At 74.4% G+C, this 19,255-nt stretch carries 21 protein-coding genes; 9 read left to right on the top strand and 12 right to left on the bottom strand.

Going from position 1 to position 19,255, the window contains the following annotated elements; all coding sequences use genetic code 11:
* Positions 1 to 17: 17 nt before the first annotated feature.
* The 3 genes from rpe to QE401_RS17160 all read left to right on the top strand — a co-directional run bounded on the left by rpe (position 18) and on the right by QE401_RS17160 (position 3,576).
* The gene (gene rpe / locus QE401_RS17170) at positions 18 to 680 is read left to right on the top strand and encodes a ribulose-phosphate 3-epimerase (RefSeq protein ID WP_271136711.1); all 663 of its coding nucleotides are present in this window, start codon (positions 18 to 20) and stop codon (positions 678 to 680) included.
* On the top strand, positions 680 to 2,320 hold the full coding sequence (locus QE401_RS17165) for a heparinase II/III family protein (protein ID WP_307139356.1): 1,641 nt from the start codon (positions 680 to 682) through the stop codon (positions 2,318 to 2,320). Before rpe ends, QE401_RS17165 begins: the two co-directional genes overlap by 1 nt.
* Before the next feature lie 143 nt (positions 2,321 to 2,463).
* Positions 2,464 to 3,576, top strand: a complete 1,113-nt coding sequence (locus tag QE401_RS17160; RefSeq protein WP_307139355.1) for a glycosyltransferase family 4 protein — start codon at positions 2,464 to 2,466, stop codon at positions 3,574 to 3,576.
* 61 nt (positions 3,577 to 3,637) lie between these two features.
* Here the strand turns inward: QE401_RS17160 and QE401_RS17155 are convergent, their stop codons facing one another.
* Complete coding sequence (locus tag QE401_RS17155) at positions 3,638 to 4,495, bottom strand: LysR family transcriptional regulator (protein WP_307139354.1); 858 nt, start codon at positions 4,493 to 4,495, stop codon at positions 3,638 to 3,640.
* A gap of 93 nt (positions 4,496 to 4,588) precedes the next feature.
* Here QE401_RS17155 and QE401_RS17150 point away from each other — a divergent pair, with 93 nt between their 5' ends.
* Positions 4,589 to 4,969, top strand: coding sequence for a tautomerase family protein (locus tag QE401_RS17150; RefSeq protein ID WP_307139353.1), 381 nt, complete (start codon positions 4,589 to 4,591; stop codon positions 4,967 to 4,969).
* Positions 4,970 to 4,982: 13 nt separating this feature from the next.
* On the opposite strand, the gene QE401_RS17145 is transcribed toward QE401_RS17150, so the two are convergent.
* Positions 4,983 to 5,471, bottom strand: coding sequence for a hypothetical protein (locus tag QE401_RS17145; RefSeq protein ID WP_307139352.1), 489 nt, complete (start codon positions 5,469 to 5,471; stop codon positions 4,983 to 4,985).
* 69 nt (positions 5,472 to 5,540) lie between these two features.
* On the opposite strand from QE401_RS17145, the gene soxR reads away from it, so the two are divergent.
* Entirely contained in the window at positions 5,541 to 6,044 is a 504-nt protein-coding gene (gene soxR / locus QE401_RS17140) for a redox-sensitive transcriptional activator SoxR (protein ID WP_307139351.1), read from the top strand.
* Between the two features lie 7 nt (positions 6,045 to 6,051).
* Here soxR and QE401_RS17135 read toward each other — a convergent pair whose 3' ends face one another.
* Positions 6,052 to 7,446 carry an aminotransferase-like domain-containing protein gene (locus QE401_RS17135; protein WP_307139350.1) on the bottom strand — a complete coding sequence of 465 codons (1,395 nt, stop codon included), beginning with the start codon at positions 7,444 to 7,446 and terminating at the stop codon, positions 6,052 to 6,054.
* Between the two features lie 88 nt (positions 7,447 to 7,534).
* Here QE401_RS17135 and QE401_RS17130 point away from each other — a divergent pair, with 88 nt between their 5' ends.
* Positions 7,535 to 7,741 carry a DUF1127 domain-containing protein gene (locus tag QE401_RS17130; protein ID WP_307139349.1) on the top strand — a complete coding sequence of 69 codons (207 nt, stop codon included), beginning with the start codon at positions 7,535 to 7,537 and terminating at the stop codon, positions 7,739 to 7,741.
* A gap of 33 nt (positions 7,742 to 7,774) precedes the next feature.
* Positions 7,775 to 8,656 (top strand): PhzF family phenazine biosynthesis protein, encoded by an 882-nt coding sequence (locus QE401_RS17125; RefSeq protein WP_307139348.1) that lies wholly within the window; start codon positions 7,775 to 7,777, stop codon positions 8,654 to 8,656.
* Between the two features lie 253 nt (positions 8,657 to 8,909).
* Here QE401_RS17125 and QE401_RS17120 read toward each other — a convergent pair whose 3' ends face one another.
* Entirely contained in the window at positions 8,910 to 10,262 is a 1,353-nt protein-coding gene (locus QE401_RS17120; protein ID WP_307139347.1) for an aspartate aminotransferase family protein, read from the bottom strand.
* A gap of 65 nt (positions 10,263 to 10,327) precedes the next feature.
* Complete coding sequence (locus QE401_RS17115) at positions 10,328 to 11,563, bottom strand: DUF4189 domain-containing protein (RefSeq protein WP_307139346.1); 1,236 nt, start codon at positions 11,561 to 11,563, stop codon at positions 10,328 to 10,330.
* 109 nt (positions 11,564 to 11,672) lie between these two features.
* Here QE401_RS17115 and QE401_RS17110 point away from each other — a divergent pair, with 109 nt between their 5' ends.
* Both QE401_RS17110 and QE401_RS17105 read left to right on the top strand, forming a co-directional pair.
* Positions 11,673 to 13,523, top strand: a complete 1,851-nt coding sequence (locus tag QE401_RS17110; RefSeq protein ID WP_307139345.1) for a transglycosylase domain-containing protein — start codon at positions 11,673 to 11,675, stop codon at positions 13,521 to 13,523.
* Complete coding sequence (locus tag QE401_RS17105; protein WP_307139344.1) at positions 13,520 to 14,077, top strand: hypothetical protein; 558 nt, start codon at positions 13,520 to 13,522, stop codon at positions 14,075 to 14,077. Before QE401_RS17110 ends, QE401_RS17105 begins: the two co-directional genes overlap by 4 nt.
* Positions 14,078 to 14,148: 71 nt before the next feature.
* Here the strand turns inward: QE401_RS17105 and QE401_RS17100 are convergent, their stop codons facing one another.
* From QE401_RS17100 to QE401_RS17070, 7 genes are all read right to left on the bottom strand, one after another.
* The gene (locus tag QE401_RS17100) at positions 14,149 to 14,856 is read right to left on the bottom strand and encodes a class I SAM-dependent methyltransferase (protein WP_307139343.1); all 708 of its coding nucleotides are present in this window, start codon (positions 14,854 to 14,856) and stop codon (positions 14,149 to 14,151) included.
* A 71-nt stretch (positions 14,857 to 14,927) separates the two neighbouring features.
* The gene (locus tag QE401_RS17095; protein WP_307139342.1) at positions 14,928 to 15,809 is read right to left on the bottom strand and encodes an alpha/beta hydrolase; all 882 of its coding nucleotides are present in this window, start codon (positions 15,807 to 15,809) and stop codon (positions 14,928 to 14,930) included.
* Positions 15,810 to 15,895: 86 nt separating this feature from the next.
* Positions 15,896 to 16,597 (bottom strand): ABC transporter ATP-binding protein, encoded by a 702-nt coding sequence (locus QE401_RS17090; protein ID WP_307139341.1) that lies wholly within the window; start codon positions 16,595 to 16,597, stop codon positions 15,896 to 15,898.
* Positions 16,597 to 17,352 (bottom strand): ABC transporter ATP-binding protein, encoded by a 756-nt coding sequence (locus QE401_RS17085; protein ID WP_307139340.1) that lies wholly within the window; start codon positions 17,350 to 17,352, stop codon positions 16,597 to 16,599. The genes QE401_RS17090 and QE401_RS17085 overlap by 1 nt, the downstream gene beginning before the upstream one ends.
* On the bottom strand, positions 17,349 to 17,609 hold the full coding sequence (locus tag QE401_RS17080) for an ABC transporter permease (protein ID WP_307139339.1): 261 nt from the start codon (positions 17,607 to 17,609) through the stop codon (positions 17,349 to 17,351). Before QE401_RS17080 ends, QE401_RS17085 begins: the two co-directional genes overlap by 4 nt.
* Entirely contained in the window at positions 17,609 to 18,346 is a 738-nt protein-coding gene (locus QE401_RS17075) for a branched-chain amino acid ABC transporter permease (protein WP_307139338.1), read from the bottom strand. The genes QE401_RS17080 and QE401_RS17075 overlap by 1 nt, the downstream gene beginning before the upstream one ends.
* The gene (locus tag QE401_RS17070) at positions 18,339 to 19,253 is read right to left on the bottom strand and encodes a branched-chain amino acid ABC transporter permease (RefSeq protein ID WP_307139337.1); all 915 of its coding nucleotides are present in this window, start codon (positions 19,251 to 19,253) and stop codon (positions 18,339 to 18,341) included. The genes QE401_RS17075 and QE401_RS17070 overlap by 8 nt, the downstream gene beginning before the upstream one ends.
* Between the last annotated feature and the right edge of the window lie 2 nt (positions 19,254 to 19,255).

The raw sequence follows: 19,255 nt of genomic DNA, 5'->3' as shown, positions 1-19,255 counted from the left end.
AAGGCATAACGTCCCCCGTGTCACGACCGGTCAAAATCGCCCCGTCCCTGCTGGCCGCCGATTTCGCGCGGCTGGGTGAGGAAGTCGCCGCCATCGACGCCGCCGGTGCCGACTGGCTGCATCTGGACATCATGGACGGGCATTTCGTGCCCAATATCAGCTTCGGCCCGTCGGTGGTGAAGGCGCTGCGCAAGCACAGCCGCATGTGCTTCGACGTGCATCTGATGATCGCGCCCGCCGACCCCTATCTGGCGGCCTTCGCCGAGGCGGGGGCGGAGCGCATCAGCCTGCACCCCGAGGCCGGGCCGCATCTGCACCGCTCGCTGCAGACCATCCGCGCCCTCGGCGCCTCGCCCGGCGTGGTGCTGAACCCGGCCACCCCGGTCTCGGCCATCGAGCATGTGATGGATCTGGTCGACCTGATCCTGGTGATGACGGTCAATCCCGGCTTCGGCGGCCAGTCCTTCATCGACAGCCAGCTGCCCAAGATCGCCACGCTGCGCCGGATGATCGAGGCCACCGGCCGCGACATCGCGCTGCAGATCGATGGCGGCGTCACGGTGAAGACCGCGCCGCGCTGCATCGAGGCGGGGGCGGACGTCCTGGTGGCCGGCACCGCCGTGTTCGGCGCGCCGGACTATGCCGCCGCCATCGCCGCCCTGCGGGGAGACGCTGCCTGATGTCCGATTGGCTGCGCGGCGCGCGCAAGGTCATTGCAGGGCTGCGGCCGGTGAAGGTGCCGGATGCCCCGGCCCGCGCCTTCCGCGACCTCTGGCCCGGCGACGCGGCGCGCGGCCACCGGCTGCTGCGCGGCGAATGCGAGGTGTATGGCACCACCCGCCCGCTGACCACCGCCGAGGAAGGCGGCCAGGGCTGGGCCGAGGGCAGCGGGGCGCCGCCCTGGCGCGCCGCCGTGCATGGCTTCGCCTGGCTGCGCGACCTGCGCGCGCTCGGCACCGATGGCGCGCGGCTGCGCGCCCGCGACCTGACCGCCGACTGGATGGCCCAGGGCAGCGAGCAGCCGCTCGCCGCCCTGCCGGAAGTGGTCGGCGCCCGGCTTTCCGCCTGGCTCGGCCATTGGGATTTCCTGGCCGCCACCGCCGAGGACGGCTTCCGCCGCGCGCTGATGGTGCGCCTCGCCCAGGATGCGCGCGGCCTCGTCGCCTCCCTGCCGGCCGAGGCGCGGCACCGCGGGGGCCTCGCCGCGCTGAAGGGCGCGCTGGCCGCCTCCGTCGCCCTGGCCGAGGAGGCCTGGGTGGCGCGCTGCCTGCGCGTGCTGCCGCAGGAGATCGAGCGACAGATCCTGCCCGATGGCGCGCATGTCGAGCGTTCCCCCGGCCAGCTGCTGCTGGCGGTGCAGGACCTCATCGAGATCCGCAACCTGCTGCATGGCGCGGGGCTGGAGGCGCCGCCGCATCTGGCGCTGGCCCTCGACCGCGCCGCCCCGGCGCTGCGGCTGTTCCGCCATGGCGATGGCGGGCTGGCCCTGTTCAACGGCACCCGCGACGAGGGCGCGGCGCTGGTCGACCTGGTGCTGACCCAGGGCCAGGCGCGCGGCCGCGCGCCGCTGATCCTGCCCGAGGCCGGCTTCCAGCGCCTGCAGGCCGGGCGCACCCTGGTGATCGCCGATTGCGGCGCCCCGCCCGAGGGCCGCGGCAGCGCCGGCCCGGGCGGCCTGCCGCGCCACCCGGACCGCTACCACCATGCCGGCACCCTGGCCTTCGAGATGTCGGTCGGCCGCGACCGGCTGATCGTCAATTGCGGCGCCGCCCCGGCCGCCGAGAGCGCCTGGCGCGACGCGCTGCGCGCCACCGCCGCGCATTCCACCCTGGTGCTGGCCGACACCAACAGCAGCGAGCTGCGCGAGGAAGGCCTCGGCCGCCGGCCCGAGGCGGTGGAGGCCGAGCGCCAGGAGGCCAATGGCGCGCAATGGCTGGATGCCAGCCATGATGGCTACCGGCGCGGCTTCGGCGCGCTGCACCGCCGCCGCCTCTACCTCTCCGAATCCGGCGACGATCTGCGCGGCGAGGATTCCGTCGAGGCCGAGGACATCCCCGCCTATGCGGTGCGCTTCCACCTGCATCCCGGCGTGGTGGCCAGCCCGCAGCAGGAGGAGAATGCGGTGCTGCTGCGCCTGCCCTCCGGCGCCTCCTGGCGGCTGCGCGCCAGCCGCGCCCGGCTCACCGTCGAGGAAAGCGTGTTCATGGCCGGCGAGCCGCGCCGCACCTCCCAGGTGGTGCTCTCGGCCGAGCCCGGCACCGCCTCGGTGCAATGGGCGCTGAGCCGCGTGAACCTCCCCAACCCCACCACCTCCGATTGATTTTTTTCGGGCTGCCGCCGTCTGGTGGGGTGGCGGGACGCTGCACTCGCAAGGGGGGGCTGGTGGTGACGGGGTCGCCGGCACGGCTGGGCCGGAGCGCGCGGCCTCAGTGAAGCGACTCTCGTCTGGGCCATGACCGGCAGATGCCAAAAATAGCGTTTGTTTGTAATGTCGACTTTGCCATGCGGCATTTCCTGCTGCCGGTGATGCGCGGCGCGCGCGACCGCGGGCATGCGGTGGTGGGCTATTGCGCCGAGGGCCCGCTGCTCGATGTGCCGCGCGCCGAGGGCTTCCGCATCGAGCCGGTGCCGATGGCGCGCAGCCTGAACCCTCTGGCCCAGGGCCGCGCCTTCGCCGCCCTGCTGCGGCATTTCCGCGCCGAGCGCTTCGACCTCGTCCACGCGCATATGCCGATCTCCGGCCTGCTGGCGCGGGCGGCGGCCAAGGCGGCGGGGGTGCCGCGCATCGCCTATACGGGGCATGGCTTCCTGTTCAACCAGCCGGGGCCGGCCTGGCGGCGCGGGCTGTCGCTGGGCCTGGAATGGCTGGGCGGCCGCGCCACCGATGTCTTCCTGACGGTGAGCGAGGAGGAGGCGGCGGATGCCCGGCGCCTGGGCATCGCCCGCAACGCCATCGGCATCGGCAATGGCCGCGACCCGGCGCGCTTCCGCCCCGACCCCGCCACCCGCGCGGCCGTGCGCGCCGAGCTGGGCGCGGCGGAGGAGGAGTGCGTCATCGTCATCGTCTCCCGCCTGGTGCGGCACAAGGGCCATCCCGAGCTGCTGCGGGCGATGGAATCGGTGCCCAGCGCCACCCTCTGGGTGGTGGGGGAGCGGCTGCCCACCGACCACGGCCCCGACATGGCCGAGGATTTTTCGCGCGCCGAGCGGCTGCTGGGGCCGCGGCTGAAGCGGCTGGGCTACCGCACCGATGTGGACCGCCTGCTGGCGGCGGCGGATGTGTTCTGCCTGCCCAGCCATTTCGAGGGCCTGCCCATGTCGGTGATCGAGGCGATGCTGACCGGCCTGCCCGTCGTCGCCACCGATATCCGCGGCCCGCGCGAGCAGGTGGTGCCGGGCGAGACCGGCTTCCTGGTGCCGCCCATGACCGTCGAACCGCTGGCCGGGGCGTTGAACCGCCTGGCGGCCGATCCGGAGCTGCGCGCGCGGATGGGGACGGCGGGGCGGGCCCGGGCGGTGGAGCGTTTCGACGAGGCGCGCATCATCGGCCGCACCCTGGATCTGATGGGGCTCTGAGCGGCCGCCGGGGCCGGATCGGCCGTCGCGGGGCGGCCGGCAGGCCGGAGGCCGGTTGCGCCTAGCCGCGCACCGCGGCGCGGAAGGCGGCGGAGAGCGCGGCCAGCGCGGCGCGCGGCCGCTCCCCGGCCGGGCGGGCATGCAGCAGGATGGGCAGGCGCGGCAGCGGCGGCAGCCCCAGCCTGTCGCCGACCTCCACCGCGCCCAGCGGCAGCATGCGCGGCGCCAGGGCGGCGATGCCGAGCCCCGCCGTCACCGCGGCGACGACCGCGGCCACCCCGCCGCCGACAAAGCTTTCCGTCCAGGCGATGCCCGCCTGGTCCAGCGCCTGGCTGGCCATTGCCCGCACGCCGCAGGGCTCGGACAGGGTGGCGACCGGCAGCTTCTCGCCGGCGCGGGGTTGCCAGGAGGGGGCGGCGAACCAGCCGAAGCGTTCCTCCGCGATCCGCTCCCCATCCTCCCGCCCCGCCTCGAAGCGCAGCAGGGCGGCATCCAGCTCCCGCCGGTCATAGGCGCGCAGCAGATCGCCCGAGGAGCCGATGCGGATCTCCATCAGCAGATGCGGGTCCTGCGCGTTCATCCGGGCGATCAGGGCCGGCAGTTCCGGCCCCGCCACATGCTCGCTGATGCCGAGCACCAGCCGCTGGCGGGCGGTGTCCAGCACGGTCAGCGCGCGGTCATGCGCCGCCCGCAGGGCGCGGGCCTGTTCGAGGAAGGCGACCCCCCGCGCGGACAGGCCGACATGGCGGGGGGTGCGCTCCACCAGCCGGCAGCCCAGCCGCTCCTCCAGCCGCTTCAGCCGCAGGCTGACCGCGGCCTGCGTGGTGCCAAGGCTTTCGGCGGCGCGGGTGAAGCTGCCCAGCTCGGCGATCAGCAGGAAGGCCCAGACGGCGTCGAGATCGAGGGGCGGTTCGTTCATAACGCCTGATTATCACAGCTATCCATCGCCATATGCTATGCAAATCCATGGGCCCGGCTCACCCTGCGGGCGAATCCCTTGGAGAGGCTCCCCATGCCCCTGGCCCATATCGCGATGCGCGCCGGCAAGCCGGATGCGTACCGGCAGGCCCTGCTCGATGGCCTGTACCGCGCCCTGCGCGAGACCTTCGACGTGCCGGAGGACGACCAGTTCATGGTCATCACCGAGCATGCGGCGGCGAGCTTCCGCTATGGCCGCTCCTATCTCGGCATCGCGCGCAGCGACGACCTGGTCTTCATCCAGATCACCGCCAACAACACCCGCAGCGCGGCGCAGAAGCAGGCGCTGTACCGCCGGCTGGTCGAGCTGCTGGGCGAGGCGCCCGGCCTGCGGCCGGAGGATGTGTTCGTGAACCTGGTCGAGGTGGCGCGGGAGAACTGGTCGCTGGGCCACGGCGTGGCGCAATACGCCTGAGGTGGCGCCGCGCTCAGGCCGCGCGGCCCTGCGCCGTGGCGGCCCGCGCCTGGCGCAGCACCAGCGCCCACCAGTGCAGCCGGTCCAGCAGCGCCGCGAAGCGGGCGGGGAGGTCGCCCGGATGGCGCAGCCAGCCATCCTCGGTGAGGTTGGCGGCGTCGGGCAGGACCAGCCGCTCCGGCACCACCACGGCGCGCAGCAGCGCCAGGCGCTGGCGCAGCGCCGCGCCGCCAGGGCCGAGCAGCGCCACCGGCCGGTCCTGCCAGGAAGGGCCGCGCAGCAGCGGCGCCAGGCCGGACGCCTCCTCGCCCTCCACCAGCAGCAGGCAGGCCTCGGCATGGTCCAGGCGCCGCGCCGCGCCCTCACCCATGCTCTCGACCAGGCTCAGGCGGAATTCGGGGCGGCCCCAGATCTCCCCCACCGCCCAGGCGGCGACGCGGTCGCAAAGCCGCCCGGGGCGGTCGCTGCGATAGACCAGGGCCAGTTCGACGGGACGGGGCATGGGCGTGCTCCTGTTGCGGCATCACGGAGCACACCCCATAGAACCTCAGGTAAGGTTCAGGTCAAGAGCATGACGCAGCCCATCCGCATGGCGCCGGAGCTGAGCGTGGGGGAGGTGGCGCGGCGCAGCGGCGTCAGCGTCTCCGCCCTGCATTTCTATGAGGCCAAGGGGCTGATCGCGAGCCGCCGCAGCGCCGGCAACCAGCGCCGCTACCCGCGCGACGTGCTGCGGCGCATCGCCGTGATCCGCGCCGCGCAGCGCGCCGGCATCCCGCTGGCCGGGATCGGCGCGGCGCTGGCCGCCCTGCCGCAGGGAAGGGCGCCGACGCGGCAGGACTGGGCGCGCCTGGCCGCCGGCTGGCGGGCGGAGCTGGAGGCGCGCATCCGCCAGCTGCAGCGCCTGCGCGACCATCTGGGCGATTGCATCGGCTGCGGCTGCCTGTCGATCGATACCTGCCCGCTGCGCAACCCGGGCGACGTCTGGGGCGGCGAGGGCCCCGGCGCGCTGGTGCTGGAGCGCGGCCTGCCCGGCATGGCGGGGAGCGAGGCGGAGGCGCCGCCGAAGAAGGGCTGAGCCGCGTCTATTCCACCCCGCCCGCCTCGGGCCCGGCCAGCGCCAGGTCGCGCAGCGTCTCCAGCGCCGGGCGCAGCGCGGCGGCGGGCGGCGCGGCCAGGGCCAGGCGCACCGAATCGGGCGCATGCCCGCTGCCGACCGTGAATTCCGCCGCCGGCGAGACGGCGATGCGCCGCCGCGCCGCCGCCGCCACGAAGGTCTCCGCCCGCCAGCCGCCCGGCAGGTCGAGCCAGAGGTGATAGGCGCGCGGGTCACCGCGCAGGCTGAGCCCGGCCTCGCCCAGCAGCTGCCGCGCCAGGGCGTTGCGCGCCTGCGCGTCCTGCTGCTTGTGGCGCACCAGCTCGGCCACGCTGCCTTCCTCGATCCAGGCGCGGCCGCAGGCCAGGGCGAAGCCCGGCGCGGTCCAGCCGCCGAGGCGCAGCGCCGCCGCCAGCCGGTGCCGCAGCGCCGGCGGCACCACCAGGAAGCCCAGCGTCATGCCCGGCGAGACCCGCTTCGACAGGCTGTCCACCAGCACCACATGCTCCGGCGCCAGCGCCGCCAGCGGCGCGCCGGCATCCTCGGCCAGGAAGGCATAGACCGCATCCTCGACCGCGGTGATGCCGAGCTCCCGCAGCAGCGCCGCCAGCTCCTGCCGCCGCGCCGGCGGCATGGTGATGCCGAGCGGGTTGTGCAGCTCGCTCTGCAGATAGACCAGGCGCAGCGGATGCGCGCGATGCGCCGCCAGCAGCGCGTCCGGGCGCAGCCCATGCGCATCCATCGCCAGCGGCACCGGCTGCAGCCCGAGCCGCAGCGCCATGCCCTTGGCCATGGTGTAGGTCATCGCCTCGAAGCCGATCCGCTCGCCCGGCGGCACCAGGGCGCTGAACACCGCCGCCAGCGCCTGCTGGCCGCGCCCGGCGAACAGCAGCCGCTCCGGCTCCGGCGTCCAGCCGCCGCGCGCCAGCAGGGCGGCGGCGGCGGCGCGGCAGGCGGCGGTGCCGCGCGCCTCGGCCCGCAGCATCGCCTCGGTCAGCGCCGCGGGGTCGGCGGCCAGCCGGGCCAGGGCCGGGGCCAGCAGGGCCGCCTGCTCCGGCAGCACGCAGAAATTCACCTCCAGATCGGTGATGCCATCCGGCTTCATCTCCCGCGCCGGCAGGGCGGGCAGGCCATGCCCGGCCGGGCCGCCCGGCGCGCTGTCCTCCGGCGCGCGCAGGAAGGTGCCGCGCCCGACCTCGCCCACCGCCACGCCGCGCCGCACCAGCTCGGCATAGACGCGGCTGGCGGTGGAGGGGGCGATGCCCTGCCGATGCGCAAAGTCGCGGCTGGTCGGCAGCCGCTCCCCGGGGTGGCGCCGGCCGGCCAGCAGATCGGCGGTCAGCTCGGTGGCGTAGCGCTCGGCCAGCAGGCGGAAATCGGTCATGGGAAATTGTACCGAGAACAATTCCCCTGTTGAAGCTTTTTTTGCGCCGTGCCACGGATTGCGCCGAGATCAATCGCAGGACAATCCCATGTTGATCGGAGCAATATCTCCCAGAGATCGGATCAATTCCCTCCGCCCCGCCTGGCTCGGCCAGCTGGCCGCCCGGCTGCGCCTGTGGCGCCGCAACGCCGCCACCCGCGCCGCGCTGGCGGAACTGCCGCCCGGCCGGCTGCGCGACCTCGGCCTGACCGAGGCCGACGCCGCCCGGGAAGCCCGCCGCCCCTTCTGGGACTAGTCTTTTCCGTCTTCCGCCACCGGAGCCCGCGCCATGACCGGCCATCGCTACGTCACCCTCGACGTCTTCACCGACACCCGCTTCGGCGGCAATCCGCTGGCCGTGGTGCTGGAGGCGGAGGGCCTGTCGGACGCCGCGATGCAATCCATCGCGCGGGAGTTTAATTACTCCGAGACCACCTTCGTGCTGCCGCCGCGCGACCCGTCCCACACCGCCTGGGTGCGCATCTTCACCCCGCGCGAGGAGCTGCCCTTCGCCGGCCACCCCAATGTCGGCACCGCCGTCGCCCTGGCGCGGCGCCTCTCCGGCGCGGCGCCGGAGCATTTCTTGTTCGAGGAGGGCGCCGGCCTCGTCCCGCTGCGCCTGCTGCGGCAGGACGGCCATGTCACCGGCGCCGAATTCGCCGCCCCCGAGCCGCTCTCCCTCCTCCCCGCCGCCAGCCGGGAGGAGGTGGCGCGCTGCCTCTCCCTGGCGCCTGAGGATGTGGCGGAGGATCCGGTGATGGCGTCCGTCGGCCTGCCCTTCTGCGTGGCGCGGCTCGCCAGCCCCGAGGCGCTCGCCCGCGCCCGCGCCGACCGCGCGGCCTTCGCCGCGCTGCGCCTGCCGGGCGGCCGCCGCTCGATCTATGCCTGCGTGGCGGAGGGCGAGGATGCGCTGCAATCCCGCTGCTTCATCCAGGGCGAATACGAGGACCCGGCGACCGGCAGCGCCACGGCGGCGGCGACGGCCTGGCTGCTCTCCCGCCGCGGCGGCGATTCGCTGCGCCTGCGGGTCCGCCAGGGCGAGGCGATGGGCCGCCCCAGCCTGCTGCTGGCCCGCGCCGAACGCCAGGACGGGGCGATCCGCGCCCATGTCGGCGGCGGCGCCGTGCCGGTCATGGAAGGTTTTCTTCAGGCTGCCGCCGCCTCCCGGTGATTTTTTTCGGGCTGCCGCCGTCCCCCGGTAAGGCGGGACTCTTTTCGGGCTGCCGCCGTCTTCCGGTGAGGCGGGACTCTTTTTCGGGCTGCCGCCATCTCCCGGTGAGGCGGGACTCTTTTCGGGCTGCCGCCATCTCCCGAAGAAGCGGGACGCTGTCCGGTGGCCATCCTCCTCCCGGACGGGCGGGGCGCCATCGCGGCGCCCGGCGCCGGCCGCGCCCGGCCGTGCGGGCGGGCCGGGCGATGCCGCCTCAGGCCAGCGCGGCCTCGCGCAGCGCGCTTTCCACCGCCTCCTCCACCGCAGCCGAAAAACGCTCGGCGATCATCGCCACCTCATCCTCGGTGACGATATAGGGCGGCGCCAGGATGGCATGGTCGCCCAGCCGCCCGTCGATCGTGCCATTCATCGGATAGCAGGCAAGGCCGCGCGCCAGCGCCGCGTCGCGCACCCGCTCATGCAAAGCGAGGCCCGGCTCGAAGGGCGTCCTGCCGGCGCGGTCGGCCACCAGCTCCACCGCCAGGAACAGGCCGCGGCCGCGGATCTCCCCCACATGCGCGTGGTTGCCCAGCCGCTCGACCAGCGCCGCCTCCAGCTGCGCGCCGCGCCTGGCGACCTGCGCCACCAGCCCCTCCTCCTCGATCACCTGCTGCACGGCGAGCGCGGCGGCACAGGCCATCGGATGCGCCTGGTAGGTGTGGCCATGCTTGAAGCCGCCCGAGCCGTCGCGCAAAGCCGCCACCACGCGCCCCGCGGCCAGGATGCCGCCGATCGGCTGGTAGCCGCCGCCCAGCCCCTTGGCGATCACCTGGATGTCGGGCGCCACGCCCTCCTGCTCCCAGGCATGCAGCGTGCCGGTGCGGCCCATGCCGCACATCACCTCGTCCAGGATCAGCAGCGCGCCATGCCGGTCGCAGATCTCGCGCACCGCGCGGAAATAGCCCTCGGGCGCGGCGACGCAGCCCAGGGTCGCGCCCACCACCGTCTCCGCCATGAAGGCCATGACGCTGTCGGGGCCCAGGCGCTGGAACTCCGCCTCCAGCTCCGCCGCCAGCCGGGCGACGTAGTCACCCTCGCTCTCGCCCGCCGCCTGGCCGCGATAGGGATAGCAGGCGGAGACATGGCTGAAGGCATCGGCCAGCAGCGGCGCATAGGGGGCGCGGCGCATGGCATTACCGCCGGCGGCGAGCGCGCCGAGCGTGTTGCCGTGATAGCTCTGCCGCCGCGCGATGATTCGCTGGCGCTGCGGCTGGCCGATCTCCAGGAAATATTGCCGCGCCAGCTTCAGCGCCGCCTCCGACCCCTCCGAGCCGGAGGAGACGAAATAGGCATGGCTCAGCCCGCCCGGCGCGTGGCCGACCAGCCTGTCGGCCAGCGCCTCGGCGCTTTCGCAGCTGTAGAGGCTGGTATGGGCGTAGCAGAGCTGCTCCATCTGCGCCCGCATCGCCGCCAGCACGCGCGGATGGCCATGGCCGAGGCAGGCCACCGCCGCGCCGCCCGAGCCGTCGATCACCGCCCGCCCGGCGGCGTCCCGCAGCCAGATGCCCTGGCCGGAGACGGCGATGGGCGGATCGCTGCGCAGGTTGCGGTGGATCAGATGGCTCATGGACAACCCTCCCCGGGGGCGAAAGCCCGAGCCTAGGATCGTTGCGCGGCGCTTGGCGAGGGGGCTCAGCCCGGCGAGGCGGGCCCGCATTGCGTCTGCACCACGCGGCATTGCGCGTTGCGGTGGCGCAGCCGGCAATCGGCCAGCGCCTCGCGCTCCGATTCCTCCGGGTTGCGGCCGCTGGCGGCGGTGGCGAGCATCACGAGATAGGTGCTGGGGTCGTCGGTGACGACCATGCTGCGCCCGATCACCCCATGCGCGATGCTGCCGCAGCGTTCCTGGAATTCCAGCACCAGCCGGCAGGGCGTGCCGTCCGAGCCCATGCATTGCCCCTCGGCGCGGCGATGCGCGGCGATGCGGTCGGCCTGCCCCGCCACCAGCCCGTACCGGGCCGAGGGCGCGGCGGCCAGGTAGATGGCGCCGAACCGCGCGCCCGGGGCGCCGGGGGGCGAGGGGGCGGCGGCAGGCGGCGCGGTGGCGGCCTGGGCGGGGGCGCTCCAGGCCGGCAGGGTCATGCGCGGGGCCGGCGTGGCGGGGGGCGCCTCCGCCCCCGGGCGCGGGGCCGCGGCCGGGCCGGGCAGCAGCGGCGGCGGCAGCGGCGCCTGCGGCTGGGGCGCTGGGGTGGCGGGCGGCAGCAGGGTGGGCAGGCGGCCGGGCGCGCGGGTGGCCGCGCCGCCTGGCGGGGCGCCGGCGGAGGCCGGAAGGCCGGCGTCGCGCGGCTCCGGGCCGGGCAGCGCGCCGCGCAGCGGAAAACGGTTGCCGGCGCCGGAGGCGGAGGGGCCTGGGGCGGAGGAGCCTGGGGATGATGGCCCGGCCCCGGCCCGGCCCGGCGCGGCGGCGCCCGAGGCGGTTCCCGGCGGCGCGCCCGGCGGCAGCAGGCCGGGGGAGGCGGAGGGGGCGGGGGCGGCGGGCAGGCTGCCCCCGGCCGGGCGCAGCCCCTGCGGCGTGCGCAGCGTGCTGCCGGCGGGCGGCGTCAGCGGCGCGCGGGGCGTGCCCTCGCGCGCTTCCAGCCCCAGCGGCGGCGGGGCGGAGGGCGGGGTCAGCGCCTCGGGCCTGGCGCGGGTCACGGGGGCCTGGAAGGGGCGCAGCTCGCTGCGGCCCTCCAGCGCCTGGCAGCGCATCAGGCAGGCCTGGATGCTGGCGGGGTGGTCGGCGCGGCGCGGCATGGTGGCGCCGCATTGCTGGCGGCAGGCCTCGCTGTCCGGGCGCGGCGCCTGGGCGGCGCCCGGAAGCGGCGACAGCGCCAGCGCCGCCAGCAGGCCCAGCCATCCCCAACGCCCGGCGCTTCGCCTGGCCCGCATCGCTCCCGCTCTCCCGCGCCCCGGCCTGTCCGCGTCCCGCCTCCGGGGCAGGGCCAGCTTGCCCGCCGCACCCCGCGCCGTCCACGGGCTTCCATGCTATAGGCCCGGCATGGCTCGCACTTCCGCGCGCGCGGCGCGCCTGGCCCCGCCTGCCGCCCCCGCCCAGGGGACCGCCAAGGGAGCGCCGGCCCCGGCACGGCCGCAGCGCCGCCGCCGGCCCTGGCTGCTGCGGCTGCTGCACGCGCTGCTGCTGCTCGCCATCTGGGGCGGGCTGGCGCTCGGCGTCGCGCTGCTGTTCTTCGCCTGGGACCTGCCGCGGCCGGATGCGGCGCTGGCCACCACGCGCCGCCCCTCGGTGACGCTGGAGGCCGCGGATGGAAGGCTGCTGGCCACTTCGGGCGACCTGTATGGGGAGCGGGTGCGGCTGGCGGAGCTGCCGGCCTATCTGCCGGCGGCGCTGATGGCGGTGGAGGACCGGCGCTTCCGCAGCCATTTCGGGCTGGACCCGATGGGGCTGGCGCGCGCGGCGCTGGCCAATTGGCGGGCCGGGCGGGTGGTGCAGGGCGGCTCCACCCTGACGCAGCAGCTGGCCAAGAACCTGTTCCTGACGCCGGAGCGCAACCTGCGCCGCAAGGTGCAGGAGGCGCTGCTGGCGCTGTGGCTGGAGCGGCGCTTCACCAAGGACCAGCTGCTCGAGATCTATCTGAACCGCGTCTATCTGGGCGGCGGGGCGTTCGGGGTGGATGCGGCGGCGCGGCTGTATTTCGGCGTGCCGGCGGCGCGGGTGACGCTGTGGCAGGCGGCGATCCTGGCCGGGCTGCCCAAGGCGCCGTCGCGCCTCAATCCGCGCGCGGCGCCGGAGGCGGCGATGCGCCGCGGCGCCGATGTGCTGGCCGCCATGGCCGATGCCGGGCTGATCACGCCGCGCCGCGCGGCGGAGGAGGCGGAGCGGATGAGCCTGCCGCGCCGCCCCTCGGGCGATGCCGGCTGGTTCGCCGACTGGGTGCAGGACGACCTCGCCGAGGATTATCCCGGCACCGGCGACCTGGTGCTGCGCACCACGCTCGACCTGCGCGCCCAGGCGGCGGTGGAGGCGCGGCTGGAGGCGCTGCTGGCCGGACCCGGGGTGGCGGCGCATGTCGGGCAGGGGGCGGTGGTGGTGCTGGATGCGCGGGATGGCGCGGTGCGCGCCATGGCCGGCGGCCGCGCCTATCGCCAGAGCCCGTTCAACCGCGCCACCACGGCGCGGCGGCAGCCCGGCTCGGCCTTCAAGCCCTTCGCCTTCCTGGCCGCCCTGGAGCAGGGGGCGGGGCCCGAGGACCGGGTGGCGGACACGCCGCTCAGCCTCGGCCGCTGGTCGCCGGGCAATGGCGGCTGGCGCAGCCGGGGCGAGATCACGCTGGAGGAGGCGCTGGCGCACAGCGTCAACACCGCGGCGGTGCGGGTGATGCAGCAGGGCGGCGGCGCGCGGGCGATGGCGGAGGTGGCGCACCGGCTGGGCGTGCAGGGCAATTTCGCCAACAATGCCTCGCTGGCGCTGGGCACGGCGGAGGTGACGCTGCTCGACATGAGCGCCGCCTATGCCGCCTTCGCCAATGGCGGGCTGCGCGTCACCCCCTATGGCGTGGCGCGGGCCGAGGCGGCGGAGCGGCTGCTGGCGGTGCCGCGCAGCGCGCCGCAGCGCGTGCTGGCGCCGGAGCATGCGGCGGCGATGCGGCGCATGCTGGGGGCGGTGGTGCGGCAGGGCACGGGCCGGGCGGCCGGGGTGGCGGGGCTTTCGGTCGCCGGCAAGACCGGCACGACGCAGGATTTTCGCGATGCCTGGTTCATCGGCTTCGCCGATTCACTGGTCATCGGCATTTGGCTGGGCAATGACGATGGCAGCCCGATGGAGAGCGTCAGCGGCGGCAGCCTGCCCGCCCGGCTGTTCCACGACATCCTGGAGGAGCTTCGCCCATGAGCGATGACGCCACGGCGGGGGAGGAAAATCCCGGCGCCCGCAACCTGGCCGCCCTGGCGCGGCCGATGCAGCACGCCCTGAACAATTTGTTCATGGTGCTGCACGCCAATCTGGATTCGGTGATCTCCGCCCTGCCGCCCGAGGACAAGACGACGCTGCGGCTGCAGCGCGCCAGCCAGGGGGCGAAGGATATGGAGGCCTTGCTGCGCGCCTATCTGCGCATCGGCCGCCCGGCCGAGCAGCCCGCCATGGATTCCGCCAAGTATCTGGAGGCGGTGCGCCCGGTGCTGGCGCAGGCGGCGGGGCGTCCGGTGGTGGTCGAGGTGCGGTCGAGCACGATGATCGCGCCGCAGCGGCCGGCGGTGGATATCGCGCTGATCGATTTGGCCTGGGGCGCGCGGGAGCTGCCGCGCGGGGTGAAGCCCACGCTGGTGCTGGAGGGTGCCAGCCTGACCGCCGCCTGGGAGGCGCCGCCGGCGGCCCTGCAGGGGCTGGAGGCGCTGGGCCTGAGCGCGACGCGCGAGGAAGGCCTGACGCGTGTGACCTTGACCTGACTGGCGGCGGGGTCCGGGGTGGCCCTGCCACCCCGGTGGTGGGGTCTGGGGAGGCAAAGCCTCCCCAGGGCCTAAGGCTTGCCCCAGGCCATGATGTGGAACCAGGGCGTGCGCCGGTAGCGCTCGGCGAGGGCGGGATCGCCGCCCCAGGCGGCGGGCTCGGCGAAGTGGCGCAGCACCAGGCCCTGGCCGAGGAAGGCCGCCATGTAGTCCTGCATCGGCCGGTGCCAGTTCTGGATGCGCATGTTGCGCCAGGCGACCCATTCGGCGCGGGCCTCAAGATAGCGGTCGACGCGCAGATGCTCGCGCCCCTCGGCGTCGCGGATGCGGTGATGCGGGGCGGCGGCGGTCATGAAGGGGTTGAGATTGGCGATCAGCAGCTCGCCGCCCGGGGCCAGGACCCGCGCCATCCCGGCGGCGGCGGCGGCGAGGCCAGGGATGTCGATCAGCGAGAGGTAGCTGACCACCAGGCCGAAGCTGGCATCGGGGAAGTCCAGCGCCTCGGCCCGGCCGGGGCGATAGTCGCCCCCGGGGTCGCGGGCGCGGGCGGCCTCCAGCAAGGCCGGGGTGGGGTCGATGCCGGTGGCGCGGATGCCGGCGGCGCGCAGGGCGCGGCAGAAGCGGCCCTCGCCGCAGCCGATATCCAGGGCCTCGCGCGCGCCGGAGGCGGTGGCGCGGGCCAGCATCGGGCGGTCCAGCACCCATTGGCGGGCATAGTCGCCGTGGTCGCCCATTTCCTCGAGCCAGGCCCCGGCCGATTCGGTCCAGCCATCCGACATGCGTTGCCCTCCTTCGCGTGGAAGGGGCGGCAGGGAGCAGAGCGGGGCGCGGCTGTCAAAAAGCGATCCCGTTACAGGCGTTCCGGGGCCAGCCCCATCACGGCGAGGGTGGCGCGGGAAAGCGGCGTGTCCTCGCACAGGGCGAAGGGCAGGTCGAAATGGTTGGAGAGGGGCGGCGCCGGGATGCTGTGGGTGGTGCAGCCGGCGAGCGCGCAGAAGGCGGCGTGGTCATGGGTCTGGCGCTTGAATTCCGCCGTCTCCGTCTCCGCCACGCAATGCACCACCGGGATCGGGGCTGGGGGCGGCAAAGCGAGGGGGGAGAGGCGGCGCGCGGCGGCCGCGTCGAGGGAGAGCCAGTCATTGACGTGGCAGAGGCGGATCGGCTCGAGGTCGTAGAGGCCGGAGAGCAGGGTGGCGCCGGTGACGGGGTGCGGCGGCAGGCCGAAGGCGGCCGGCCAGTCGCCGCCGGCGATCAGCATGGCGGCCAGGTGCCCGCCGGCCGAGCTGCCGGAGAGGTGGATGCGCGCCGGGTCGCCGCCATGGGAGGCGATGTTGGCATGCACCCAGGCCAGCGCCGCGCGGCATTGGCGGGTGATCTCGTCGAGCGAGGCGCCGGGGGCCAAGGCGTAGTTCACCGCGACCACGCAGGCGCCGCGCGCCGTCAGGTAGGGCGCCATGAAGCCGGAATCGGCGGAATCCAGCGCGCGCCAGTAGCCGCCATGGATGAACAGGAAGACCGGCGCCGGGCCGGGTGTGCTGGCGGGGTAGATATCCAGCCGCTCGGCCGGGGTCGGACCGTAGGGGATGTCGGTGCGGCAGGGCAGGCTGGCGCGCGCGGCGTCGGTGCGGCGGCGGTATTCGGCGAGGAAGGGGCCGACATCGGGCACGGTGGCGCGGGCATTGTATTCGCGGTCCAGCGTGGCGCGGTCCATGCCGCGATAGAGTGCCTGCATCGGATTTCTTTCGGATGGCGGGGTCCGGGGTGGCCCTGCCACCCCGGCGGGGGTGCAGGGGGCAGCGCCCCCTGCCGCTTTGGCTGTCAGACGCCGATCCAGCGTTTCACCGCCTCGGCGTTCTCGCGCAAGGCGTTGCTGTCGCCGCTCCACACGGTGCGGCCCTTTTCCAGCACATGGTGCCGGTCGGCCAGCCGGGTCAGCGCCGCCAGGTTCTTGTCGATGACCAGGATGGACTGTCCCTCGCGCTTCAGCAAAGCAAGGGTGTTCCAGATCTCGGCGCGGATGACGGGCGCCAGGCCCTCGGTCGCCTCGTCCAGGATCAGCAGATGCGGGTTGGTCATCAGGGCGCGGCCGATGGCCAGCATCTGCTGCTCGCCGCCCGAGAGGGTGCGGGCGGATTGCCCGGCGCGTTCCTCCAGCCGCGGGAAGAGATCGAAGATGCGGCGCAGCGTCCAGGGCGAGGGCTGGCCGGCGCGGTTGGCGGCGGTGGCGACCAGGTTCTCCCGCACCGAGAGGGTGGGGAAGACCTGCCGCCCCTCCGGCACCAGGCCGATGCCCTGGCGGGCGATGGATTCCGGCGTGCGGCCGACCAGGGCCGCGCCGCGGAAGGCGACATGGCCGCCGCGCGGCGGGTTCAGCCCCATGATGGCGCGCACGGTGGTGGTCTTGCCCATGCCGTTGCGGCCGAGCAGGGTGGCGACCTCGCCCTCCCGCACGAGAAGTTCGACGCCGAACAGCACCTCGCTGGCGCCGTAGCCGGCGCGCAAGCCGGAGATCTCGAGCATCAGACCTCCTCCTCCTCGGTCAGGTAGGCGGCGCGCACCTCGGGGTCGGCGCGGATCGCCTCGGGCGCGCCGGTGGCGATGCAGCGGCCATAGACCAGGACGGAGACCCGGTCGGCCAGGGCGAAGACCGCCTCCATGTCGTGCTCGACCAGCAGGATGGCGATCTTCCCTTTCAGCCGGGCGAGCGTCTCGGTCATGGCGCGGGATTCGCTGGCGCCGAGGCCGGCCATGGGCTCGTCCAGCACCAGCAGGCGGGGCTCGGCGGCGAGTGCCACGGCGAGCTCGATCTGCTTGCGCTCGCCGGCGGAGAGATCGGCCACCGGCAGATCCCAGCGCGCGGGCGGCAGGCCGGCCTCCAGCAGCGCCAGGCGGGCGGGCTGGCGCAGCGTCTCGTCGCTGGCGGCGGCGCGCCAGAAGCGGAAGGAATGGCCCTGATGCGCCTGCACGGCGAGCGCCACATTGTCCTCGGCGCTCGCCTCGTCCAGCAGCTGGACGATCTGGAAGGAGCGGGAGAGGCCGAGCCGCACGCGGCGCGCCGCCGGCAGGCGGGTGATGTCCTGGCCGTCGAACAGGATGCGCCCGGCATCGGGGGCGATCTCGCCGGTGATCTGGCCGATGGCGGTGCTCTTGCCGGCGCCGTTCGGGCCGATCAGCGCGTGCAGCTCGCCCGGCAGGACGGTGAGCGAGAGGTCGTCGGTGGCGCGCAGCCCGCCGAAATTCTTGCGCAGCCCGAGGAGGGAGAGCAGCGGCGTCATGCCGGCAGCGCCCGGCGCAGCAGCGCCATCAGCCCGCCGCGCCCGAACAGCACGACCAGCAGCAGGATCGGGCCCAGGATGATCTGCCAATGCTCGGTCCAGGCGGAGAGCAGGGATTCGAGGCCGACCAGCGCGGCGGCGCCGAAGACCGGGCCGAGCAGCGTGCCGACGCCGCCCAGGATGACCATGATCATCAGCTCCCCCGATTTGGTCCAATGCATCATGTCGGGGCTGACGAAACGCGCCTGGTTGACCATCAGCGCGCGCCGGCCAGCGCCGTGCCCATGCCGGAGAGGATGAAGCCCACCAGCCTGTAGGGGTAGGGGGTGATGCCGAGCGCGCGCAGCCGCCGCTCGGATTGCCGGGCGCCATCCAGCACCTGGCCGAAGCGGGAGCGGGTGACGCGCCGCAGCAGCGCCAGCCAGCCGACCAGCAGGCCGAGGCAGAGCCAGTAGAGCTGCGCCGGGTCGCGCAGCGACAGGCCCGGGAACTCCCCCTGCCGGCGCACGCTGAGCCCGTCATCCCCGCCATAGGCCTTCAGCGAGACAAACAGAAAGAAAACCATCTGGGCGAAGGCCAGGGTGATCATGATGAAGGGCACGCCGCTGGTGCGCAGGCTGAGCGCGCCGATCACCGCGGCCGCGACGCCGCCGAGGGCGATGGCGGCCAGCAGCGTGACGGGCAGCGAGACGCTGCCCGGGATCAGGCCGAAGAGCGGCTCCTGCCAGGACCAGTGGGCGTAGAGGATGCCCACCGCATAGCCGCCGAGCCCGAAGAAGGCGGCGTGGCCGAAGCTGACCATGCCGCCATGGCCGAGCGCCAGGTTCAGCGCGCTGGCGGCGATGGCGTAGATGGCGATGCGGGTGGCCAGCGCGATGCTGGCCGGGCTGCCCAGCGCCTCGGCCAGCCAGGGCAGGGCGATGGCCAGCGCCAGCAGCAGGGTGAGTGCCACCGCATCGCGCGAGGGCAGGCGGTTGCGCAGGCGGCTACGCATGGGCGGGGAACAGGCCGCGCGGGCGCAGCAGCAGCACAAGCGCCATCAGCAGATAGACTCCCATGGAGGCGAGGCCGGCGGCCAGCGCATCGGCGTCCGGCCCCTGCATGACATTGCGCAGCGTGGCCGGCAGATAGGCGCGCAGCAGCGTGTCGACGAGGCCGACCAGCAGCGCGCCGGCCAGCGCCCCGCGCACCGAGCCGATGCCGCCGATGACGACGACGACGAAGGTGGTGATGAGGATCTGCTCCCCCATGCCGACCTGCACGGAGAAGAGCGGCCCGGCCATGACACCCGCCAGCCCGGCGAGCAGCGCGCCGAGGCCGAAGACCAGCGTGTAGAGCAGCCGCACATCGACGCCGAGGGCGCGCACCATCTCCCGGTGCGTGGCGCCGGCGCGCACCAGCATGCCGGTGCGGGTGCGCTGGATCAGCAGGTAAAGCCCGGCCGCCACCAGCAACCCGACCAGGATGATGGCCAGGCGGTAGGCGGGGTAGGGCACGCCCGGCAGCAGCTCCACCGCGCCACGCAGGGGGCCGGGGATGTCGACGAAAAGCGGCTGGCGGCCGAAGACCAGCACCATCGCCTGGTTGAAGAACAGGATCAGGCCGAAGGTGGCCAGCACCTGGTCCAGATGGTCGCGCGCATAGAGGCGGCGCAGCACGGCGAATTCCACCACCATGCCGATCAGCGCCGCGGCGGCGAGGCCGGCGAGCAAGGCGAGAAAGGCCGAGCCGGTCTGCGCCGCCACCCAGGCGGCGGCGAAGGCGCCCACCATGTAGAGCGAGCCATGGGCCAGGTTGATGACGCCCATGATGCCGAAGACCAGCGTCAGCCCTGCCGCCAGCAGGAACAACATGACGCCGAGCTGCAGGCCGTTGAGGAGCTGCTCCAGCAGCAGGGCCATGC

Source organism: Pseudoroseomonas cervicalis, assembly GCF_030818485.1.
GTDB lineage: Bacteria > Pseudomonadota > Alphaproteobacteria > Acetobacterales > Acetobacteraceae > Pseudoroseomonas > Pseudoroseomonas cervicalis_A.
Note: the sequence above shows the minus strand (reverse complement) of the source record. Positions and strands in the feature narration are given on the sequence as shown.